This window comes from Sinobaca sp. H24, assembly GCF_023845525.1.
Genome location: NZ_JALBWT010000001.1, coordinates 139,566 through 153,740 on the forward strand (window position 1 = coordinate 139,566; position 14,175 = coordinate 153,740).

A 14,175-nucleotide genomic window follows, 5' to 3' on the forward strand; every position below is an offset into this window, starting at 1 on the left:
TTATAGATTGACATCCACTTTAGGTATTACCTGATTTTTTTCAATGCCTATATATTTTCTCGTTTCTGCAGGACTTGCATGATGAAATCGTTTTTGAATGAGGGAAACCGCAATTCCTTTTTGATACGCATGGTAGCCAAACGTTTTCCGCAGAGTGTGCGGTCCAATTGTTCCTTCTACGCCGGCTTCTTTTGCAGCCTGCGTCATGATGCGGTATGCCTGCTGCCTTGTAATCGGCTTTTCGAGACGGGAGGACTGAAACAGATATGTAAGTCCGGCGGGGGCTGCTTTTGAAAAATAATAATGCAGCGCTTCGTGGATCGTATCATTGATAAAAATATCTTCCTGTCCAATACGAAGAAAACGCACGGGATCTGCATTCTGGTCCAGCACGTCGTTTACTTCAATTTTCAGCATTTCACTTATGCGAAGGCCTGTATTAATTGCAAAAACGAACAGCAGATAGTCCCGGGCGGAATGTTTTTTTAAAGCTGCTTTCAGAACCTGAATCGTTCCGATGTCAACGATCGGCTTAACAAATTCCATCATTCACCTCTTTTATGTGTCATAACCATTATCTATATCATTATTATGTTACTTATACCTTATCACAATTATTTAAAAAGATAAAAAATTTAGTCCTGTCTTCTATTTTCAAACGAAAACAAGGTAGAATAAAAACAAAGGAGGTCCATTATGAATAAAACAAAAAAACTTACATATACTGCTGTATTAATTGCGGTCGGAACAGTAACCAGTCCGTTTGTTTCCATACCCATTGGATTTGCACGGATCTTTCCGGTTCAGCATTTTATTAATGTTATCAGCGCTGTACTGCTTGGCCCCTGGTACGCTCTTGCGCAGGCATTCGGTACCTCTTTTCTCCGGAATATTTTCGGAACCGGCTCTATCTTTGCTTTTCCGGGCAGTATGATCGGCGCTCTTCTCGCAGGTATTATCTATCAGAGGACGAAGAAGCTTTCGCTTACAGCCGGCGCGGAAGTGATAGGGACCGGTCTTATCGGTGCTCTGTTGACATATCCACTCGCCCGGTTAGTATTTGGCGAAGCAACCGCTCTTTTTGCTTTTGTTCCTTCTTTTATCCTGAGCGCACTGGTCGGAGGAGCTCTTGCCTATCTGCTTCTACGTGCATTTGAGCGCCGGAAAGTGCTGGAACAATTTCAAAAATAAGAGAATATCTCTTCTTGCAAATCACCTCATATACGAATAATATATAACAGGGCATGTTACATATTTCGTATATAAGGTGGTTTTTTTTATGCTTAATCAATGGTTCAAACTAAGTGAGCACAATACTAATATAAGAACCGAACTTCTCGCAGGTATTACAACTTTCCTTACAATGGCTTACATCGTTGTCGTCAATCCCGTCATTCTCGCAGATGCCGGCGTGCCGTTTGAAGCTGTGTTTATGGCTACCATTATCGCTACGGTGGTCGGCACTTTGTGGATGGCTGTTTTTTGCCAACTACCCTATTGCAGTAGCTCCCGGAATGGGGCTTAATGCATATTTCGCCTATTCAGTAGTGGGAAACAATGATCAAATCGGATACGAGGTAGCATTTGGAGCGGTTTTTGTATCGGGGGTTATTTTCATTATCCTGTCGCTGACGCCCTTTCGTGAAAAATTAATCGAAGCCATTCCCTCGAATTTAAAATATGGTATCACGGCCGGCATCGGGTTATTTATTGCGTTCATCGGCTTTCGTATGAGCGGCATCATCGTCGCTCACCCGGAAAATCTTGTTGCCCTCGGCGATCTTCAATCACCGCCTGTCCTGCTTACGCTTATTGGCCTGGCTGTCATGATTACATTAATGGCTCTTCGAGTGAATAGTGCTTTATTTATCGGTATGGTCGTTACCGGCATTATTGCTTACTTTACAGGCGCTTTATCGTTTGAAGGAGGCTTTGCAGCTGCACCGCCGAGTCCGGAATGGTTTATCTTCGGCTCTCCGGTTGACGCGTTTGCTGATGTAATTGGCTACGGCCTCTATGCCGTCGTCTTTTCTTTTCTACTGGTCACTATTTTCGACACGACCGGAACGATGATTGGGGTGGCGGAACAGGCGGGCTTGATGAAAAACAATAAAATGCCGCGCGTCCGCCAGGCGCTTCTTTCAGACGCCGTTGCTAAAACAGTCGGTTCTATTTTCGGAACAAGCCCTACCAGCGCCTACATTGAATCCTCTTCCGGCGTGGCAGCCGGAGGACGAACCGGTCTTACAACAGTCGCCGTCGCCATTTTATTCATCATGACGATGTTCCTGGCTCCTGTTGTAAACGCCGTATCCGGCATCCCGGCAATCACCTCGCCCGTCCTGATTATCGTCGGCAGCCTGATGCTCGGGAGTGTTGCTAATATTAAATGGAACGAGTTTGACGAAGCCTTTCCGGCTTTTCTCGTTATATTGAGCATGCCGCTTACGTCAAGCATCGCTACCGGTATTGCATTCGGCTTTATTTCCCACCCGCTGCTCAAAGTCGTCCGCGGCAAAGGAAAAACCGTGCACCCGCTCGTATATATCTTTGCCGTTTTATTTATACTACAGCTTATTTATCTTCCGCATTAACAGAAAAACGAGGTCTCCCGTAACCTGCGTCGTATTCTGGAAAGGCTGCAAGGAAGCCCGCTTCCGCTGACAGACTTGAAGAATACTTAGCAGATGGAGACCGCAGCTGGACAAACAGAAAAGGAAGAGCTGTCGTTTTATTCCTCAGCTTCTGGAGCTTTCGCAAGGAATGCCTGCATTCCGCTGTCGAAAGGGAAGAGGGCTCGAGGAATAGACAGCTCGACCTGGACAAACAGAAAAGGGAGAGCTTTCGCGGAAAATGATGTTCAAATAACAAAAAAAGCAGACCGGATTGTTTCCCGGTCTGCTTTTTTAGTTTATCGAGAAATTATCTCCTCTTGTATATCCCTGTATGACCTTGAGTCCTTTTAACCCGTGTGAAGAATGAAAGAAAATACACAGGGACGACTCCAGCAGAACAGCCATAGGAGAAGATAAAGAGGAGGTTCTTTTCCTCTTTAGCTGAGGCATGGCCTGCGGAAAGCGTCCCCTGTAGAGGGGCTTTTATAAAATACATATTCTTATCTTTTCAACCAGCAAAAAAGCAGACCGGATTGTTTCCCGGTCTGCTTTCTTTTGCATTAATACATAAATCCCATGATAAGAACGGCAGCGGACAGCAGAATACAGGCAATCCAAAACACACCCTGAGACTGCTGACGCTTTCTACGCCCTACCAGTATTTCCATTACGGCAATTAAAGCAACTGCCAGCACCCCTTTAAAAATGTAGATTAAAGGAAAACCATAACCGATGACCATACCGATCCCGGAAACGAGCATAATCACAACAAAAAGGCGCTGGATCATCATCGTAATTTTCTGCTTTGGCAGAAAATAGCTTAACAGGAAGAAGATGAACAAAAACGCCCATGATCCTGCGTGAGCCTGATAAAGAATATATAGCATCTCTCTCACTCCTTTATTGCAGATTTGCGGTTTTCCACACCGCGCCTCTCTTCAATATAAAGAAGCGGGGTCTCCTGTGCAACAGCAGGACGGAAAATGATGCAATTTTATCCCTGAACCAGCTTCAGTCCGACAGCCGACGCAATAATAAGCCCAATACAGGCAATCCGCTTCCAGTCTGCTGATTCCCTGTAAAACAGCATACCCATGAGAGCCCCGCCGGCCGCGCCGATTCCTGTCCACACCGCGTAAGCCGTTCCCATTGGGAGACTCTGCATAGAAAAGCTAAGAAGTACAAAGCTGATGCCGAAACCCCCGATAATACCGAGAAAAGCCAGCATAGACCTATCATGATGAAGCTTATTAATCATCGTTACACCAACCATTTCGAAAAGGCCGGCAAAAATAAGAGACACCCACGCCATTATGCTTTCGCCTCCTTCTTTTCATTAGTCACCAGCTTCAATCCGATCACTCCGGAGAGCAGTAGCAGAATGAAAATAATTTTACTCCATAAAAAGGGTTCTCCAAACAGCACAATTTCCGCAAGAACCGTCCCAGTCGTTCCAAGCCCGACGAACACAGCATACGCCGTTCCGACAGGAAGATAGCGGCTGCCTGTTACAAGCAGATAAAAGCTTGCTGCAATAGCCAGTATGGTAATGCTCCACTCTCCAAATCCGGAGGCATGTTTTAACCCAATGACCCAGCCTATTTCAAATAAGGCAGCCACCACAATTTTGATCCAGCCTTTATTCATAAGAAACCTCCTTTTCCGCGCATACAAAAAGCCCGGGACGCTATCTTCTCTTTAGAAGATCTCCCGGGCTTTTTCCCCTCCGTGTCAGCATGCTCTATACATACTGTGTTTTCTCTTGGACCAGTCCGGCACGGGGCCGCGGAACCCTAGAAAACAAGTTGATGCCAGTATAGCTTACAAATTATTGAAAATCAAGTGTCTTCTTTTTTTCTGTCATCCGGCAGACTCTCTGAATAGGAAGGTCGATGTCTGGTGTCTTCTTCCGTTACCTGAATATGATCATTAACCGTCCGCTTTCGTCCCATCGTAATATCATCATAAGGCGTAAAGTCATTGGAAGAGGAAGGCAGGCTTCCTTTTCGAATCGTGTAAAACAAGCCGTAAATAAAAGCTCCCACCAGAACAGATGCAATAATGAATCCCATTTCCATCCCTCCTCTTCCTCTTACTGTATAGTTTACTATACGCAGGGACGGAAACCCCGTTTTACGACTTGTCAGCTTTTGATGGAAACACAAATTCCACTTTGCCTTCGTTTAGTTTCAGCTTCGCATCAAACGGTGTTTTTCCTTTGAATCCTTTGATCAGATTCGTTTCTCCCGACTGGCAGAGCTTTTTAATCTGCGCCGGAGAGATCGTTTTTCGCAGCAGCGTTTTCGGAAACGTCTGCTTGCAGCCATTGGAATAATTTGTGCATCCATAAAAATTGCGACGGTTCATAATGTAGCCTTCTTTACAGGCCGGACAGAGCACAATCGGTTCGGACTTGGCTGCTTTTTTTCCTTTGCCTTCTTCTTTGTCAGCTTCCGATACGGTAAGAGCATCCACTGCCTGCGGCACTTTTTCTACCAGATCCCTTGTAAATGCCGACGTCTGCTCAATGAATGCTTCTTTCTGCGCATCGCCTTCTCCAATTTTTTTCAGGAACAGCTCCCATTTGGCAGTCATCTCCGGCTTGGAAAGCAGCGTTCCTTCCACAGCCTCACACAAAAGCTCTCCTTTTCGGGTAACGTGGACTATATTTTTCTGCACGCTGATATACTCCTGGCGGATCAGCGTTTTGATAATACCGCTTCGGGTCGCTTCCGTACCGAGACCTTCTACTTCCTGAAGGGCCGTTTTTGCTTCTTCATCCTCTTCAATCCATTTCCCGCACGTCTTCATCATATTGATCAGCTGTCCTTCTGTATAAGGCGAAGGCGGCTTGGTTGTTCCTTCTTCAATGGAAACCGCTGCATCCACTCCCATGCCTTTTTCCAGCGGAGGAAGAACAGGAGAAGCATTGGGATCCTTTTTAGCAGAGGCCGCTTTTGCTGAAAAGCATTCCTTCCAGCCTTTAACCCGCTCGACCTTGCCTTTGCTGAAGAACAGCAGGTCTTTTACATTTGTCGTAACGGTCGTTTCATCATATTCATAGTCGTGGTGAAACATAGCGATGGTGCTCTGAATGATTTCCATATACACCTTCCGCTGATCTGCTGTCAGCTTCTGCAGCGCGGCTTCGGTTGGGATTTTTTTCGTCGGGATAATCGCGTAGTGTTCTTTCACCTTACTTCCGTCTACAAACCGCCGGCCTGGATAATCGGTCGCCGGTTCAAACACTTTTCCGGCGGTTTCCTGATATTTCGTTAAATTGCTTTTAATATAGGCAAACTCATTGTTCGTAATATGATGGGAATCCGTCCGTGGATAAGAGATCAGCTTTAACGGCTGATCATAGAGAGATTGGGCAATTTCAAGCGTACGGGACGGGCTGAGCTTGTATTTTTTATTCATCGTCGTCTGCAAGCTCGATAACGAATGAAGAAGCGGAGGCTTGATTTTTTTACGACTTACCTTTACCTCTGACACTTCTCCTGTTTCTTTTTTTCCAATATCATGTTTTTTGAGCAGTTCTTCTGCATCTGCTGCTTTCTTATGACGAATTTTCGCTTTTCCTTTGTACGTTCCTGTTGGGGCTTTAAACGTTCCTTCTACATCAAAATAAGGCTCCGGCTTAAACCGCTTGATTTCCATATGTCTGTCATAAATCAATTTGAGCGTCGGGGTCTGGACACGCCCTACGCTGAATACGGACTTAATGCCCTTTCGCTGCAGCAGCAGCGTATACAGGCGGCTCGCGTTCATGCCGACCATCCAATCCGAGACCTGGCGAGCCTGCGCTTCCTGATAAAGTGCCATATACGCATCTCCGGCCCGAAGCTGCTGGAATCCTTTAATGACTTCATTTTTCTCGAGACTGTTGATCCACAGCCGCTTCGACGGCTTATGGGAAGCACCTGCCTTTTCAATAATGCTGCGTGCGATATTTTCTCCTTCGCGGTCGCAGTCGGTGGCAATAATAATTTCATCTGCTGCCTGCAGAAACTTGCGCACAATGTGAAACTGTTTTCTCGTTTTGGCAGCGGTCTTCCATTCAAATCGCTCTGGAATCATCGGGAGCTGCACGAGGCTCCAGCGCTTCCAGGCCTGTTCATACTCCGCCGGAGATTTGAGCTCAACAAGATGCCCTACCCCCACGTAAGAACGGCTCCTTGCGGAAACTGTTCACATGCCCCAATATTTATATACCCTTCCCCTTTGCCGCCCTTTGGAAATGCGTCAGCATAGGCTTTGGCCTGGCTCGGTTTTTCTGCTAATATGACTGGCATGAGTCTGTCTACCCCTTTATGTTAAAATATCTTTGCCGATTTCGGAACAAATGTTCTTTTCATTATACGACGCACAGGCACGGACTGCAAAGCAGGTTTCAAACGATATCTGCTTTTTTACATAAGTAAAGCCTGCTGTCTCCATTACGGAGACAGCAGGCTTTTGTTTTTATATTAATACAGCTCTTTCAGCGCGTCCTTGGAAAATGGCACAATCGCATCTGCATTATTTTCTTTTACTTTCTGGACCCAGGCCGGATCGGATAAAAGCGGCCGTCCAATGGCTACAAGATCAAATTCATTGTCTTCAAGCCGTTCTACAAGCTGGTCAATACTTGTCATTTCAGCCTGTGTTTTTTCTGTAAAGGCATCGTTGAGACCGATAGATCCTACTGTAATGACCGGCAGGCCTGTGAGTTCTTTCGTCCAGCCCGCAAGATTTAAAGAGGACCCTTCAAATTCCGGCTCCCAGAATCTTCTTGTTGAGCAGTGATACACATCAACGCCTGCTTCTGTGAGCGGTGCAAGAAATTCACGAAGCTCATCAGGCGTCTGTGCCAGCTTTGCTTCAAATTCCGTCATTTTCCACTGAGAGAAGCGGAAGATAATTGGAAAATCCTCTCCAACTGCTTTGCGGCAGGCTTTAATAACTTCTGCAGCAAAACGGGTGCGTTCTACTGCATTGCCTCCGTACTGATCCGTTCTTTTATTCGTGACCTCCCAGAAAAACTGGTCAATCAGGTAGCCGTGGGCTCCGTGGATTTCAATACCGTCAAAGCCAATATCTTGAGCAGCCTTGGCAGCTTCTGCGTAAGCCTGAATAATAAATTCAATCTCATCTTCAGAAAGCGGCTCCACTACTTTTTCTCCGTGAAGATTTAAGCCTGAAGGTCCTACCGGAGGGACGGATTTGCTGCTGTCATCGAGTGGTCTCGTCATTCCTACATGCCATAGCTGCGGCACTATTTTACCGCCGGCTTCATGAACGGCCTCTACGACTTTTTTCCATCCATTCAGCGCGTCTTCTCCATAAAAACGGGGAATGTTCTCATTATCAAGACTTGCAGGATGGCTGATCCCGGTTCCTTCCGTTACAATCAGTCCTACTTCACTTTCCGCACGACGGCGGTAATAGGATACAACATTCTCATCAGGAACGCCTCCCGGTGAAAAGTTCCTTGTCATCGGAGCCATAACGGTCCGGTTTTTCATTTGAAGATCTTTTATATTCCAGGGCTGGAATAAAGCGTTTATCGATTTTGATTCGGTCAGTTGACTGCTCATATATAATGACACGATCCTTTCTATTAAAAAAATCCATGCAGGCCAAAGCCTGCTGATGCACAGGTTGTATTGTACGCCTCTGTTTTTTAGAAGTACAACGATCTGCATTCATTGCTTCAGGCAGAGGCGTTTTTTGGTTTCTTTCTTAAAATGATGCCTCCTCCTTATCGAAAAAGGCGAAACGTGATAGACTAAAAAACGTGATTATATTGCTAAACCAAGGTATGGAGGATGGAATACTATGAGCCGCTTAAAAGAAAATGGCTTTGAATACTATACATTAGATGAATTAAAAGAAAAAACATATTATAAGCAGGACCTCGAGGCTCTCACTTCCGTTTTTGACGGACTGCCTCAAGATGAGTACGCTCCGCACCTGAACCGCTACCGCCGATATGCCCGTGCTGTTATAATGCCCGGTTCACACCGGGTGGAGTGGCTTCCTAAAACAGTAATAAATGATAAAGCCTATTATGAATACTTTCAGGGCAGCTTTAACCCGGAGTATACCGATGAATACCGTCGTTTTCCGGCGCTTCCTGAAGAAATGATGCACAATCAGCTGCTGGAGGATATTATCCGTTTTGACTTTCAGCAGACGTTCTGGATGAAAGAAGACGCACTTATGCCGGTTCATGCCGGCATTCATTTTGTGAAGCTCTGTGTTCATGACGATGGTGAAGTCGCCGTATCTTCTCCTAACAACCTGCATCAGGACGGCGAACCGTTTACGTTTGCCCACCTCATACGCCGTCATAATGTGAAAGGGGCCATGAACGCCATTTCCGTGCCGGACCATCGCGGCAGAATGCCTGTTGATCTTCACCCTGATGAATTGACCGCTTCTTTTTATTTGGAAAACCCTCTTGAATCATACGGTGTTTATGACCCGCTCGTTACTCATTATGTAGGGACCGTAGAAAAAGGCGGGAAAAACGGGCCCGGAGAACGCTCAGCTATCCTCATAGACTTTCAGCCAACGGTGGTCTCGGATTCGGAAAAGACCAGCAGCATGAAAGGGTTAACGGACCAGATGATATTTGTATAAACAAAAAAACTGCCTGTATGGGCAGTTTTTTATAGTACATAATAGCTCAGCACGAGCTGCACTTTAAAGATATTGTCGTCTTTTCTAAAGCTTTTTTCCACAGGCTCTGCACGCCCTTTGATCCATACTTTCAACTCACTGTCGAATTCAAATGTACCTGCTGTTTCCACACTGTAGTGGGAGATGCTTTTATATGGAACAGTATGATATTCCGTTTTTTTACCGGTAACTCCCTGCTTGTCGAGCAGAATCAGCCGGCGGTTTGTGAAAATAATCATGTCCCGGTAGAGCTTAAAGGCATATTCAACCTGTTCTCCTTTGATCAGCCAATCGCTCAGCTCACGCTCTACTTTCAGCACATCTGTTTCTGATGCATTTCCCATTAAAGAATCAAATAGTCCCATGATCGCCCTCCTCTTTTCTTAGTTTACGGAAGCCAGCGAAACCAATTCATAATACATGGTTGTTCTGCCGCTTCCCCACTCTACTTTTACAATGACCGCTTTACCGAAAGCTTCTTTATCTTCATATGTGTGAATCGGCAGCGCTGTATCCATAGGATACATTTGATATCCGTCTTTGATCAGCTCAAACTTCCGTTCATCCAGACGTTCGGCCTGTTTATGGGTGATTATTTCCCAGTTCATTTCCATTTTAAATCCCATATTTATTCTTCTCCTTTGATTGTGCTCTAATTCATTGTCTCATCTATTTTACTGCTTTTCAGGAAGGAGGCTTATTTAGAAGCGCCTTCTTTTCTTTCATTTTTCCAAAGCGCCCACTTTGTTGATATGGTAAGCGTAAGTGAAATAGCAATAAGCGTCAGCATCATAATATTAAAAGATGTGAGATTGCTGTAATCCATTGTAATCAAAATATATGCAGCCACTCCAAAGAACAGCCAGTCCCATGCATTAAACATCGATAGTATCTGCTTCATGACAAACAGCGGCACCCTGTATCAATTTGCGCATACCGGTCCGCCTTCCCCCTTTTCATCACTAGTTGTTTCTATTATCTTCACATAGTTCAGCCGGGAAACACAATCCCTTTCTTGCCAGCATGCATAAAAAAAAGCACCGCAGGCGCGGTGCTTTTCAAGCTTACTTATTTAAGTGACCTACATATGGGGAAATATCTACATTTAAATTATCCGCAAGCTTCTGCCCAAGATCTGCATCGGCACGGTAGAAGTTGCACACCATACGAAGAACCGTTTCTTCTGCTACAGCGCCAAGATCGTCGGTTAAATTTCTTAATAACGCATCTTTGGTTTCCTGATCGTAGTTTCTGTAAATACGACCGGCCTGTCCAAAGTCATCTGCTTTTTCGATTTTCTTACGACCTGCACTGTCTCCAGGAAGCGGCTGGTCCGAATCAATATATGCTGGATCCTCTGCCGGCTCTTCTTCGTACCGGTTCGGTTCATAGTTGATACGGCTCGTCTGCTGGGCAAACGGCATCGCACCATCACGTGTATTGTTGTTTTTCTGGGCAAATGGACAGTTGATTGGTAGATCAAGATAATTTGCCCCTACACGATAACGCTGCGTATCAGAGTATGAGAAAATACGTCCCTGCAGCATCTTGTCTTCGGAAGCCTGTATTCCCGGTACAAGAACTCCCGGATTAAAGCTGACCTGCTCTGTTTCTGCAAAATAGTTATCCACGTTTTTATTCAGCGTCATTGTTCCTACGTGAGTATACGGGATATCTTCTTCGAGCCAGTCTTTGGTTGCATCAAGCGGATCAAAATCAAAATTGTCTACATCCGCGGGATCAAGAATTTGTACGTATAGATCCCATTCCGGGAAATTTCCTTCTTCAATCGCATTATATAAGTCATCGGTTGCATGCTGGAATTCCGTAGCCTGGATTTCTGTAGCCTGATCCGCTGAAAGGTTTTTAATGCCCTCTTTCGGCATCCAGCGTTTTTTCACATATACAGTATTTCCATGCTCATTGATCCATTTAAACGCGTGAACACTCGATCCGCGTATATTACGGAAACTTGCCGGGATACCTTCGTCCGTAAACAGATGAATCATCATATTTGTGGATTCAGGCGTTAAGGACATGAAATCCCAGTAACGATCCGGATCCTGTTTATTTGTTTTCGGGTCCGGCTTCAACGAATGAATAACATCCGGAAATTTAATCGCGTCACGGATAAAGAATACTGGAAGGTTGTTTCCTACAAAGTCATAGTTTCCTTCTTCCGTATAGAATTTCACAGAAAATCCACGTGGATCACGGAGCGTTTCCGGAGAATGTCCACCATGAATAACTGTAGAAAGACGGGCAAATACCGGTGTTTCTTTCCCTTCCTGAAGAAAGTCTGCTTTTGTATAGCGTTTCATGCTTTTTTACTTTAAATACACCATGTGCGCCTGCTCCTCTGGCATGCACAACACGCTCGGGAATTCTTTCTCTGTCAAAATGGGCCAGTTTTTCTACCAGCTGATAGTCTTCGAGTAGTGTAGGACCACGGCGTCCGGCCGTGCGGGAATTTTGATTGTCGCCAATCGGTACTCCCTGATTTGTTGTTAGTTTTTTGTGATCAGCCATAAATAAAAATCCTCCCATTTCTTGAACATATTCTTGGTTAATTAAAAAATAACCTGATACATATTTTAACTTATTCCGCGTAAAAATTTCCAATACTTTGTACTAATTGTAATCTAATAATGTTTCTTTTCTTATTATGATTATTGCTAAAAGCCTTTAGATATGTCTTATACCCTTATTTTTTCTTTTTTAAGCTGTTTATTCATTCTTTAGTGTTCGCAAATGTTTCCTGCAGGATGTAGTACGATTCTTTCTTTCGGGGTTCATACTCCGGGAGATCCCACTCTTCCCACGTATACTGCTCCATTCCGTCTGCAGGTACTGTATTGTTATCCAAAGCTGGCAGTGTTTTATTGATGGTATAGGTGTCATCTTGTTTTTCCCCCAGCAGCAGAGATGCTTTGATGTCTTCCGTTGTTTCCCGTGCGGCTAATCCTTCATTCTGCTGAATATCGCCCATAATTTCTTTCATACCCGGAGCTGTGATATTTAAAAGCTGCCAGGGAATGCGCATTTCAATTGATCCTGTTTCTTCATCAATCATATAGTCTGCCAGAGAATCATACGCCTCACTTTCCGGATTGGCATTGCCGTGGCGGAGTTTCCCCGTTTCATAATAGCTGAATGGAAGAACTTCTCCTGTGTCCGGCCTTTCCAGTTCCCGATTTAAAGCAAGTCTCATTGGATGGAAGATACCGCTTCCTGCTTCCGCTTCTTCTTCATCGAGATCCTCCCGATAATCCAAATGAAAGACATCATAATACGCATCAACTGTAATACGGGCATTCTCTTTGTCAGGCACTTCAATAATAAAATCGATACCTTCTTCAAAGCTGATATCTTCTATTTGTTCGGCTTCCTGATTACCCTGGTTTGGATTCACGTCCAGTGCAATAACAGGTGTTTCCTCATCCTCCCGGTCTATACGGAAATAGACAAACTTCTCGTCGTGATCCATCCACAAAGCTTCTGTTTCTGTCTCATAGAGCGGCTCACTGTCTTCCCAGTCACCGAAGGAGCCATCCACTTTTATTTTGTCCCGGTCAAAACTCATCAGCCCAAACTGCTGTTCATTCGTCTGGGCATTCGACCAGAAAGGACGCCTGTCCGGATTGTCATACTCCATTGTATTCCATGTCCGTTTGAACCACTCATCCTGCCACGTAAACACCAGCCCTCCAAGCATGCCCTCTTCTTCGATATCTTCATACAGGCTTGAAAGCATCTCTCCCTGCTGCTTTTCTGATATAAACCCCTGATTAAATCCAAATGGATTTTCATGTGTTTTGCCTCTGGAAGCAGGAATGCCAAATTCCGCAATCAGAACCGGAAGGTCATTTGCTTCGTGTAAATCTTTTAAATAGCCGGCGTAGTTATTCTCTTCGCCGCGGTGATCTATAAATTCGGTATACTCTTCTTCCAGATTTAAAAAGTCTGGATAATAAGGATATACATGATAAGAAGCAAATTGTCCGGCCAGTTCAGCGGCCCCTTTTAATTTGATATGATTGGGATTAACAGAAGCCATATCCTCCTGCTCAAGCGGCTCTGCCGGATGATCGAGATGATCGGTGCTTACCCAGTTTGTAAAGCTCATCGGCCTGGTCCAGCTGTATTCTTCTTTTTCATATACAGCGATCGTGTCCATCTGTTCTGCGAGCCAGTGTTCAAACGGCTCCGCATTTTCGGTATGAATAAGCTCGCCCTCGTATTCACCGATGTCCTTATGCTTTTTATTCGTTTCATCCACCATGAATGGATACCACTCAACGCCGACAATCCATCCTATAATGTAAGGAGAAACGTCAGCTGAATAATCCCCGTGGGCATGTCCAGGCTCCTCTTCTATAGATGCACTGCCATGTACGACATCGACGATATTTCTCATTTCCTGCTGGAAGTCCTCCGTATTTTCTTCATCAAATGCATCAAGAGTCTCTTCAAGAGGTTCTTCATTTACCCATGCCCCATGAAATATGTAAATCGGATCTTCCGTTCTTTCATTATGTTCTTTTAACGCTTCATAAAATGCCGGCGGGTGAATCGTATACACTCTAATCGTATTAGCATTCATTTCCGCTATGTCTTCCAGCCACTCTTTATATTCCTGTTTTGATATCGCTGCTTCTCCAGGAAAAGCACCGGGTTTTCCCATACCCAGGTTAACGCCGTGGATATCCTTTTCCTGCCACGATTCACCGTCCCATACTTCAAAGTGATCTCCATCGATACGGGTGTTATACTCCATTCCCTCCTCTTCCAGTACAGCCGGCTGATATGTATTAAAAAACAAAAAATAAGCGCTTATAGCCAACCCCATCACTGCAAATGTTATCCATATCCATCGTTTTTTCACCTTTGA

The 14,175-nt window shown here is 44.9% G+C and carries 14 protein-coding genes, 2 pseudogenes and 1 riboswitch; of the genes and pseudogenes, 3 read left to right on the top strand and 13 right to left on the bottom strand.

All coding sequences use genetic code 11. The features are described 5' to 3' along the window. Nucleotides 1–549 (bottom strand): tyrosine-type recombinase/integrase, encoded by a 549-nt coding sequence (locus MMY81_RS00810; RefSeq protein ID WP_252311243.1) that lies wholly within the window; start codon nucleotides 547–549, stop codon nucleotides 1–3. 147 nt (nucleotides 550–696) lie between these two features. Between MMY81_RS00810 and thiW the strand changes: the two genes are divergently transcribed. After that, nucleotides 697–1,191: an energy coupling factor transporter S component ThiW gene (gene thiW, locus MMY81_RS00815; protein WP_252311244.1), complete on the top strand. Its 495-nt coding sequence runs from the start codon at nucleotides 697–699 to the stop codon at nucleotides 1,189–1,191. Nucleotides 1,192–1,279: 88 nt separating this feature from the next. Beyond that, a pseudogene (locus MMY81_RS00820) lies at nucleotides 1,280–2,594 on the top strand (NCS2 family permease). Nucleotides 2,595–3,175: 581 nt separating this feature from the next. On the opposite strand, the gene MMY81_RS00825 reads toward MMY81_RS00820, so the two are convergent. The 7 genes from MMY81_RS00825 to MMY81_RS00850 all read right to left on the bottom strand — a co-directional run bounded on the left by MMY81_RS00825 (nucleotide 3,176) and on the right by MMY81_RS00850 (nucleotide 8,197). Next, entirely contained in the window at nucleotides 3,176–3,502 is a 327-nt protein-coding gene (locus tag MMY81_RS00825; RefSeq protein ID WP_252311245.1) for a DUF1516 family protein, read from the bottom strand. A gap of 107 nt (nucleotides 3,503–3,609) precedes the next feature. After that, nucleotides 3,610–3,927, bottom strand: a complete 318-nt coding sequence (locus MMY81_RS00830) for a DMT family transporter (protein WP_253075774.1) — start codon at nucleotides 3,925–3,927, stop codon at nucleotides 3,610–3,612. Continuing rightward, nucleotides 3,927–4,262 (bottom strand): DMT family transporter, encoded by a 336-nt coding sequence (locus tag MMY81_RS00835; protein ID WP_252311246.1) that lies wholly within the window; start codon nucleotides 4,260–4,262, stop codon nucleotides 3,927–3,929. Before MMY81_RS00835 ends, MMY81_RS00830 begins: the two co-directional genes overlap by 1 nt. A 58-nt stretch (nucleotides 4,263–4,320) precedes the next feature. Further along, nucleotides 4,321–4,423: riboswitch (guanidine-I (ykkC/yxkD leader) on the bottom strand. 30 nt (nucleotides 4,424–4,453) lie between these two features. Continuing rightward, nucleotides 4,454–4,687, bottom strand: a complete 234-nt coding sequence (locus tag MMY81_RS00840) for a hypothetical protein (RefSeq protein WP_252311247.1) — start codon at nucleotides 4,685–4,687, stop codon at nucleotides 4,454–4,456. A 61-nt stretch (nucleotides 4,688–4,748) separates the two neighbouring features. Further along, complete coding sequence (locus MMY81_RS00845) at nucleotides 4,749–6,782, bottom strand: type IA DNA topoisomerase (RefSeq protein WP_308215165.1); 2,034 nt, start codon at nucleotides 6,780–6,782, stop codon at nucleotides 4,749–4,751. Then, nucleotides 6,773–6,913 carry a hypothetical protein gene (locus tag MMY81_RS33675; protein WP_308215166.1) on the bottom strand — a complete coding sequence of 47 codons (141 nt, stop codon included), beginning with the start codon at nucleotides 6,911–6,913 and terminating at the stop codon, nucleotides 6,773–6,775. The genes MMY81_RS00845 and MMY81_RS33675 overlap by 10 nt, the downstream gene beginning before the upstream one ends. A gap of 174 nt (nucleotides 6,914–7,087) precedes the next feature. Beyond that, nucleotides 7,088–8,197, bottom strand: coding sequence for an NADH:flavin oxidoreductase (locus MMY81_RS00850; RefSeq protein ID WP_252311248.1), 1,110 nt, complete (start codon nucleotides 8,195–8,197; stop codon nucleotides 7,088–7,090). A gap of 241 nt (nucleotides 8,198–8,438) precedes the next feature. On the opposite strand from MMY81_RS00850, the gene MMY81_RS00855 reads away from it, so the two are divergent. Further along, nucleotides 8,439–9,245, top strand: coding sequence for a 2OG-Fe dioxygenase family protein (locus MMY81_RS00855; protein ID WP_252311249.1), 807 nt, complete (start codon nucleotides 8,439–8,441; stop codon nucleotides 9,243–9,245). Between the two features lie 29 nt (nucleotides 9,246–9,274). On the opposite strand, the gene MMY81_RS00860 is transcribed toward MMY81_RS00855, so the two are convergent. From MMY81_RS00860 to MMY81_RS00880, 5 genes and pseudogenes are all read right to left on the bottom strand, one after another. Next, nucleotides 9,275–9,649 carry a PH domain-containing protein gene (locus MMY81_RS00860; RefSeq protein WP_252311250.1) on the bottom strand — a complete coding sequence of 125 codons (375 nt, stop codon included), beginning with the start codon at nucleotides 9,647–9,649 and terminating at the stop codon, nucleotides 9,275–9,277. Nucleotides 9,650–9,667: 18 nt separating this feature from the next. Continuing rightward, nucleotides 9,668–9,910: a DUF2584 family protein gene (locus tag MMY81_RS00865; RefSeq protein ID WP_252311251.1), complete on the bottom strand. Its 243-nt coding sequence runs from the start codon at nucleotides 9,908–9,910 to the stop codon at nucleotides 9,668–9,670. Nucleotides 9,911–9,981: 71 nt separating this feature from the next. After that, nucleotides 9,982–10,167: a hypothetical protein gene (locus tag MMY81_RS00870; RefSeq protein ID WP_252311252.1), complete on the bottom strand. Its 186-nt coding sequence runs from the start codon at nucleotides 10,165–10,167 to the stop codon at nucleotides 9,982–9,984. A 181-nt stretch (nucleotides 10,168–10,348) separates the two neighbouring features. Then, nucleotides 10,349–11,813, bottom strand: a pseudogene (locus MMY81_RS00875) (catalase). A gap of 202 nt (nucleotides 11,814–12,015) precedes the next feature. Continuing rightward, nucleotides 12,016–14,169 carry a hypothetical protein gene (locus tag MMY81_RS00880; protein WP_252311253.1) on the bottom strand — a complete coding sequence of 718 codons (2,154 nt, stop codon included), beginning with the start codon at nucleotides 14,167–14,169 and terminating at the stop codon, nucleotides 12,016–12,018. Nucleotides 14,170–14,175 lie beyond the last annotated feature (6 nt).

Bases quoted from the DNA above. Each gene is read 5' to 3' on its own strand.
- MMY81_RS33675 (WP_308215166.1), bottom strand. From the start codon at position 6,913: ATGCCAGTCATATTAGCAGAAAAACCGAGCCAGGCCAAAGCCTATGCT.
- MMY81_RS00840 (WP_252311247.1), bottom strand. From the start codon at position 4,687: ATGGGATTCATTATTGCATCTGTTCTGGTGGGAGCTTTTATTTACGGC.
- MMY81_RS00850 (WP_252311248.1), bottom strand. From the start codon at position 8,197: ATGAGCAGTCAACTGACCGAATCAAAATCGATAAACGCTTTATTCCAG.
- MMY81_RS00830 (WP_253075774.1), bottom strand. From the start codon at position 3,927: ATGGCGTGGGTGTCTCTTATTTTTGCCGGCCTTTTCGAAATGGTTGGT.
- MMY81_RS00835 (WP_252311246.1), bottom strand. From the start codon at position 4,262: ATGAATAAAGGCTGGATCAAAATTGTGGTGGCTGCCTTATTTGAAATA.
- MMY81_RS00825 (WP_252311245.1), bottom strand. From the start codon at position 3,502: ATGCTATATATTCTTTATCAGGCTCACGCAGGATCATGGGCGTTTTTG.
- MMY81_RS00810 (WP_252311243.1), bottom strand. From the start codon at position 549: ATGATGGAATTTGTTAAGCCGATCGTTGACATCGGAACGATTCAGGTT.
- MMY81_RS00860 (WP_252311250.1), bottom strand. From the start codon at position 9,649: ATGGGACTATTTGATTCTTTAATGGGAAATGCATCAGAAACAGATGTG.
- MMY81_RS00870 (WP_252311252.1), bottom strand. From the start codon at position 10,167: ATGTTTAATGCATGGGACTGGCTGTTCTTTGGAGTGGCTGCATATATT.
- thiW (WP_252311244.1), top strand. From the start codon at position 697: ATGAATAAAACAAAAAAACTTACATATACTGCTGTATTAATTGCGGTC.
- MMY81_RS00855 (WP_252311249.1), top strand. From the start codon at position 8,439: ATGAGCCGCTTAAAAGAAAATGGCTTTGAATACTATACATTAGATGAA.
- MMY81_RS00865 (WP_252311251.1), bottom strand. From the start codon at position 9,910: ATGGGATTTAAAATGGAAATGAACTGGGAAATAATCACCCATAAACAG.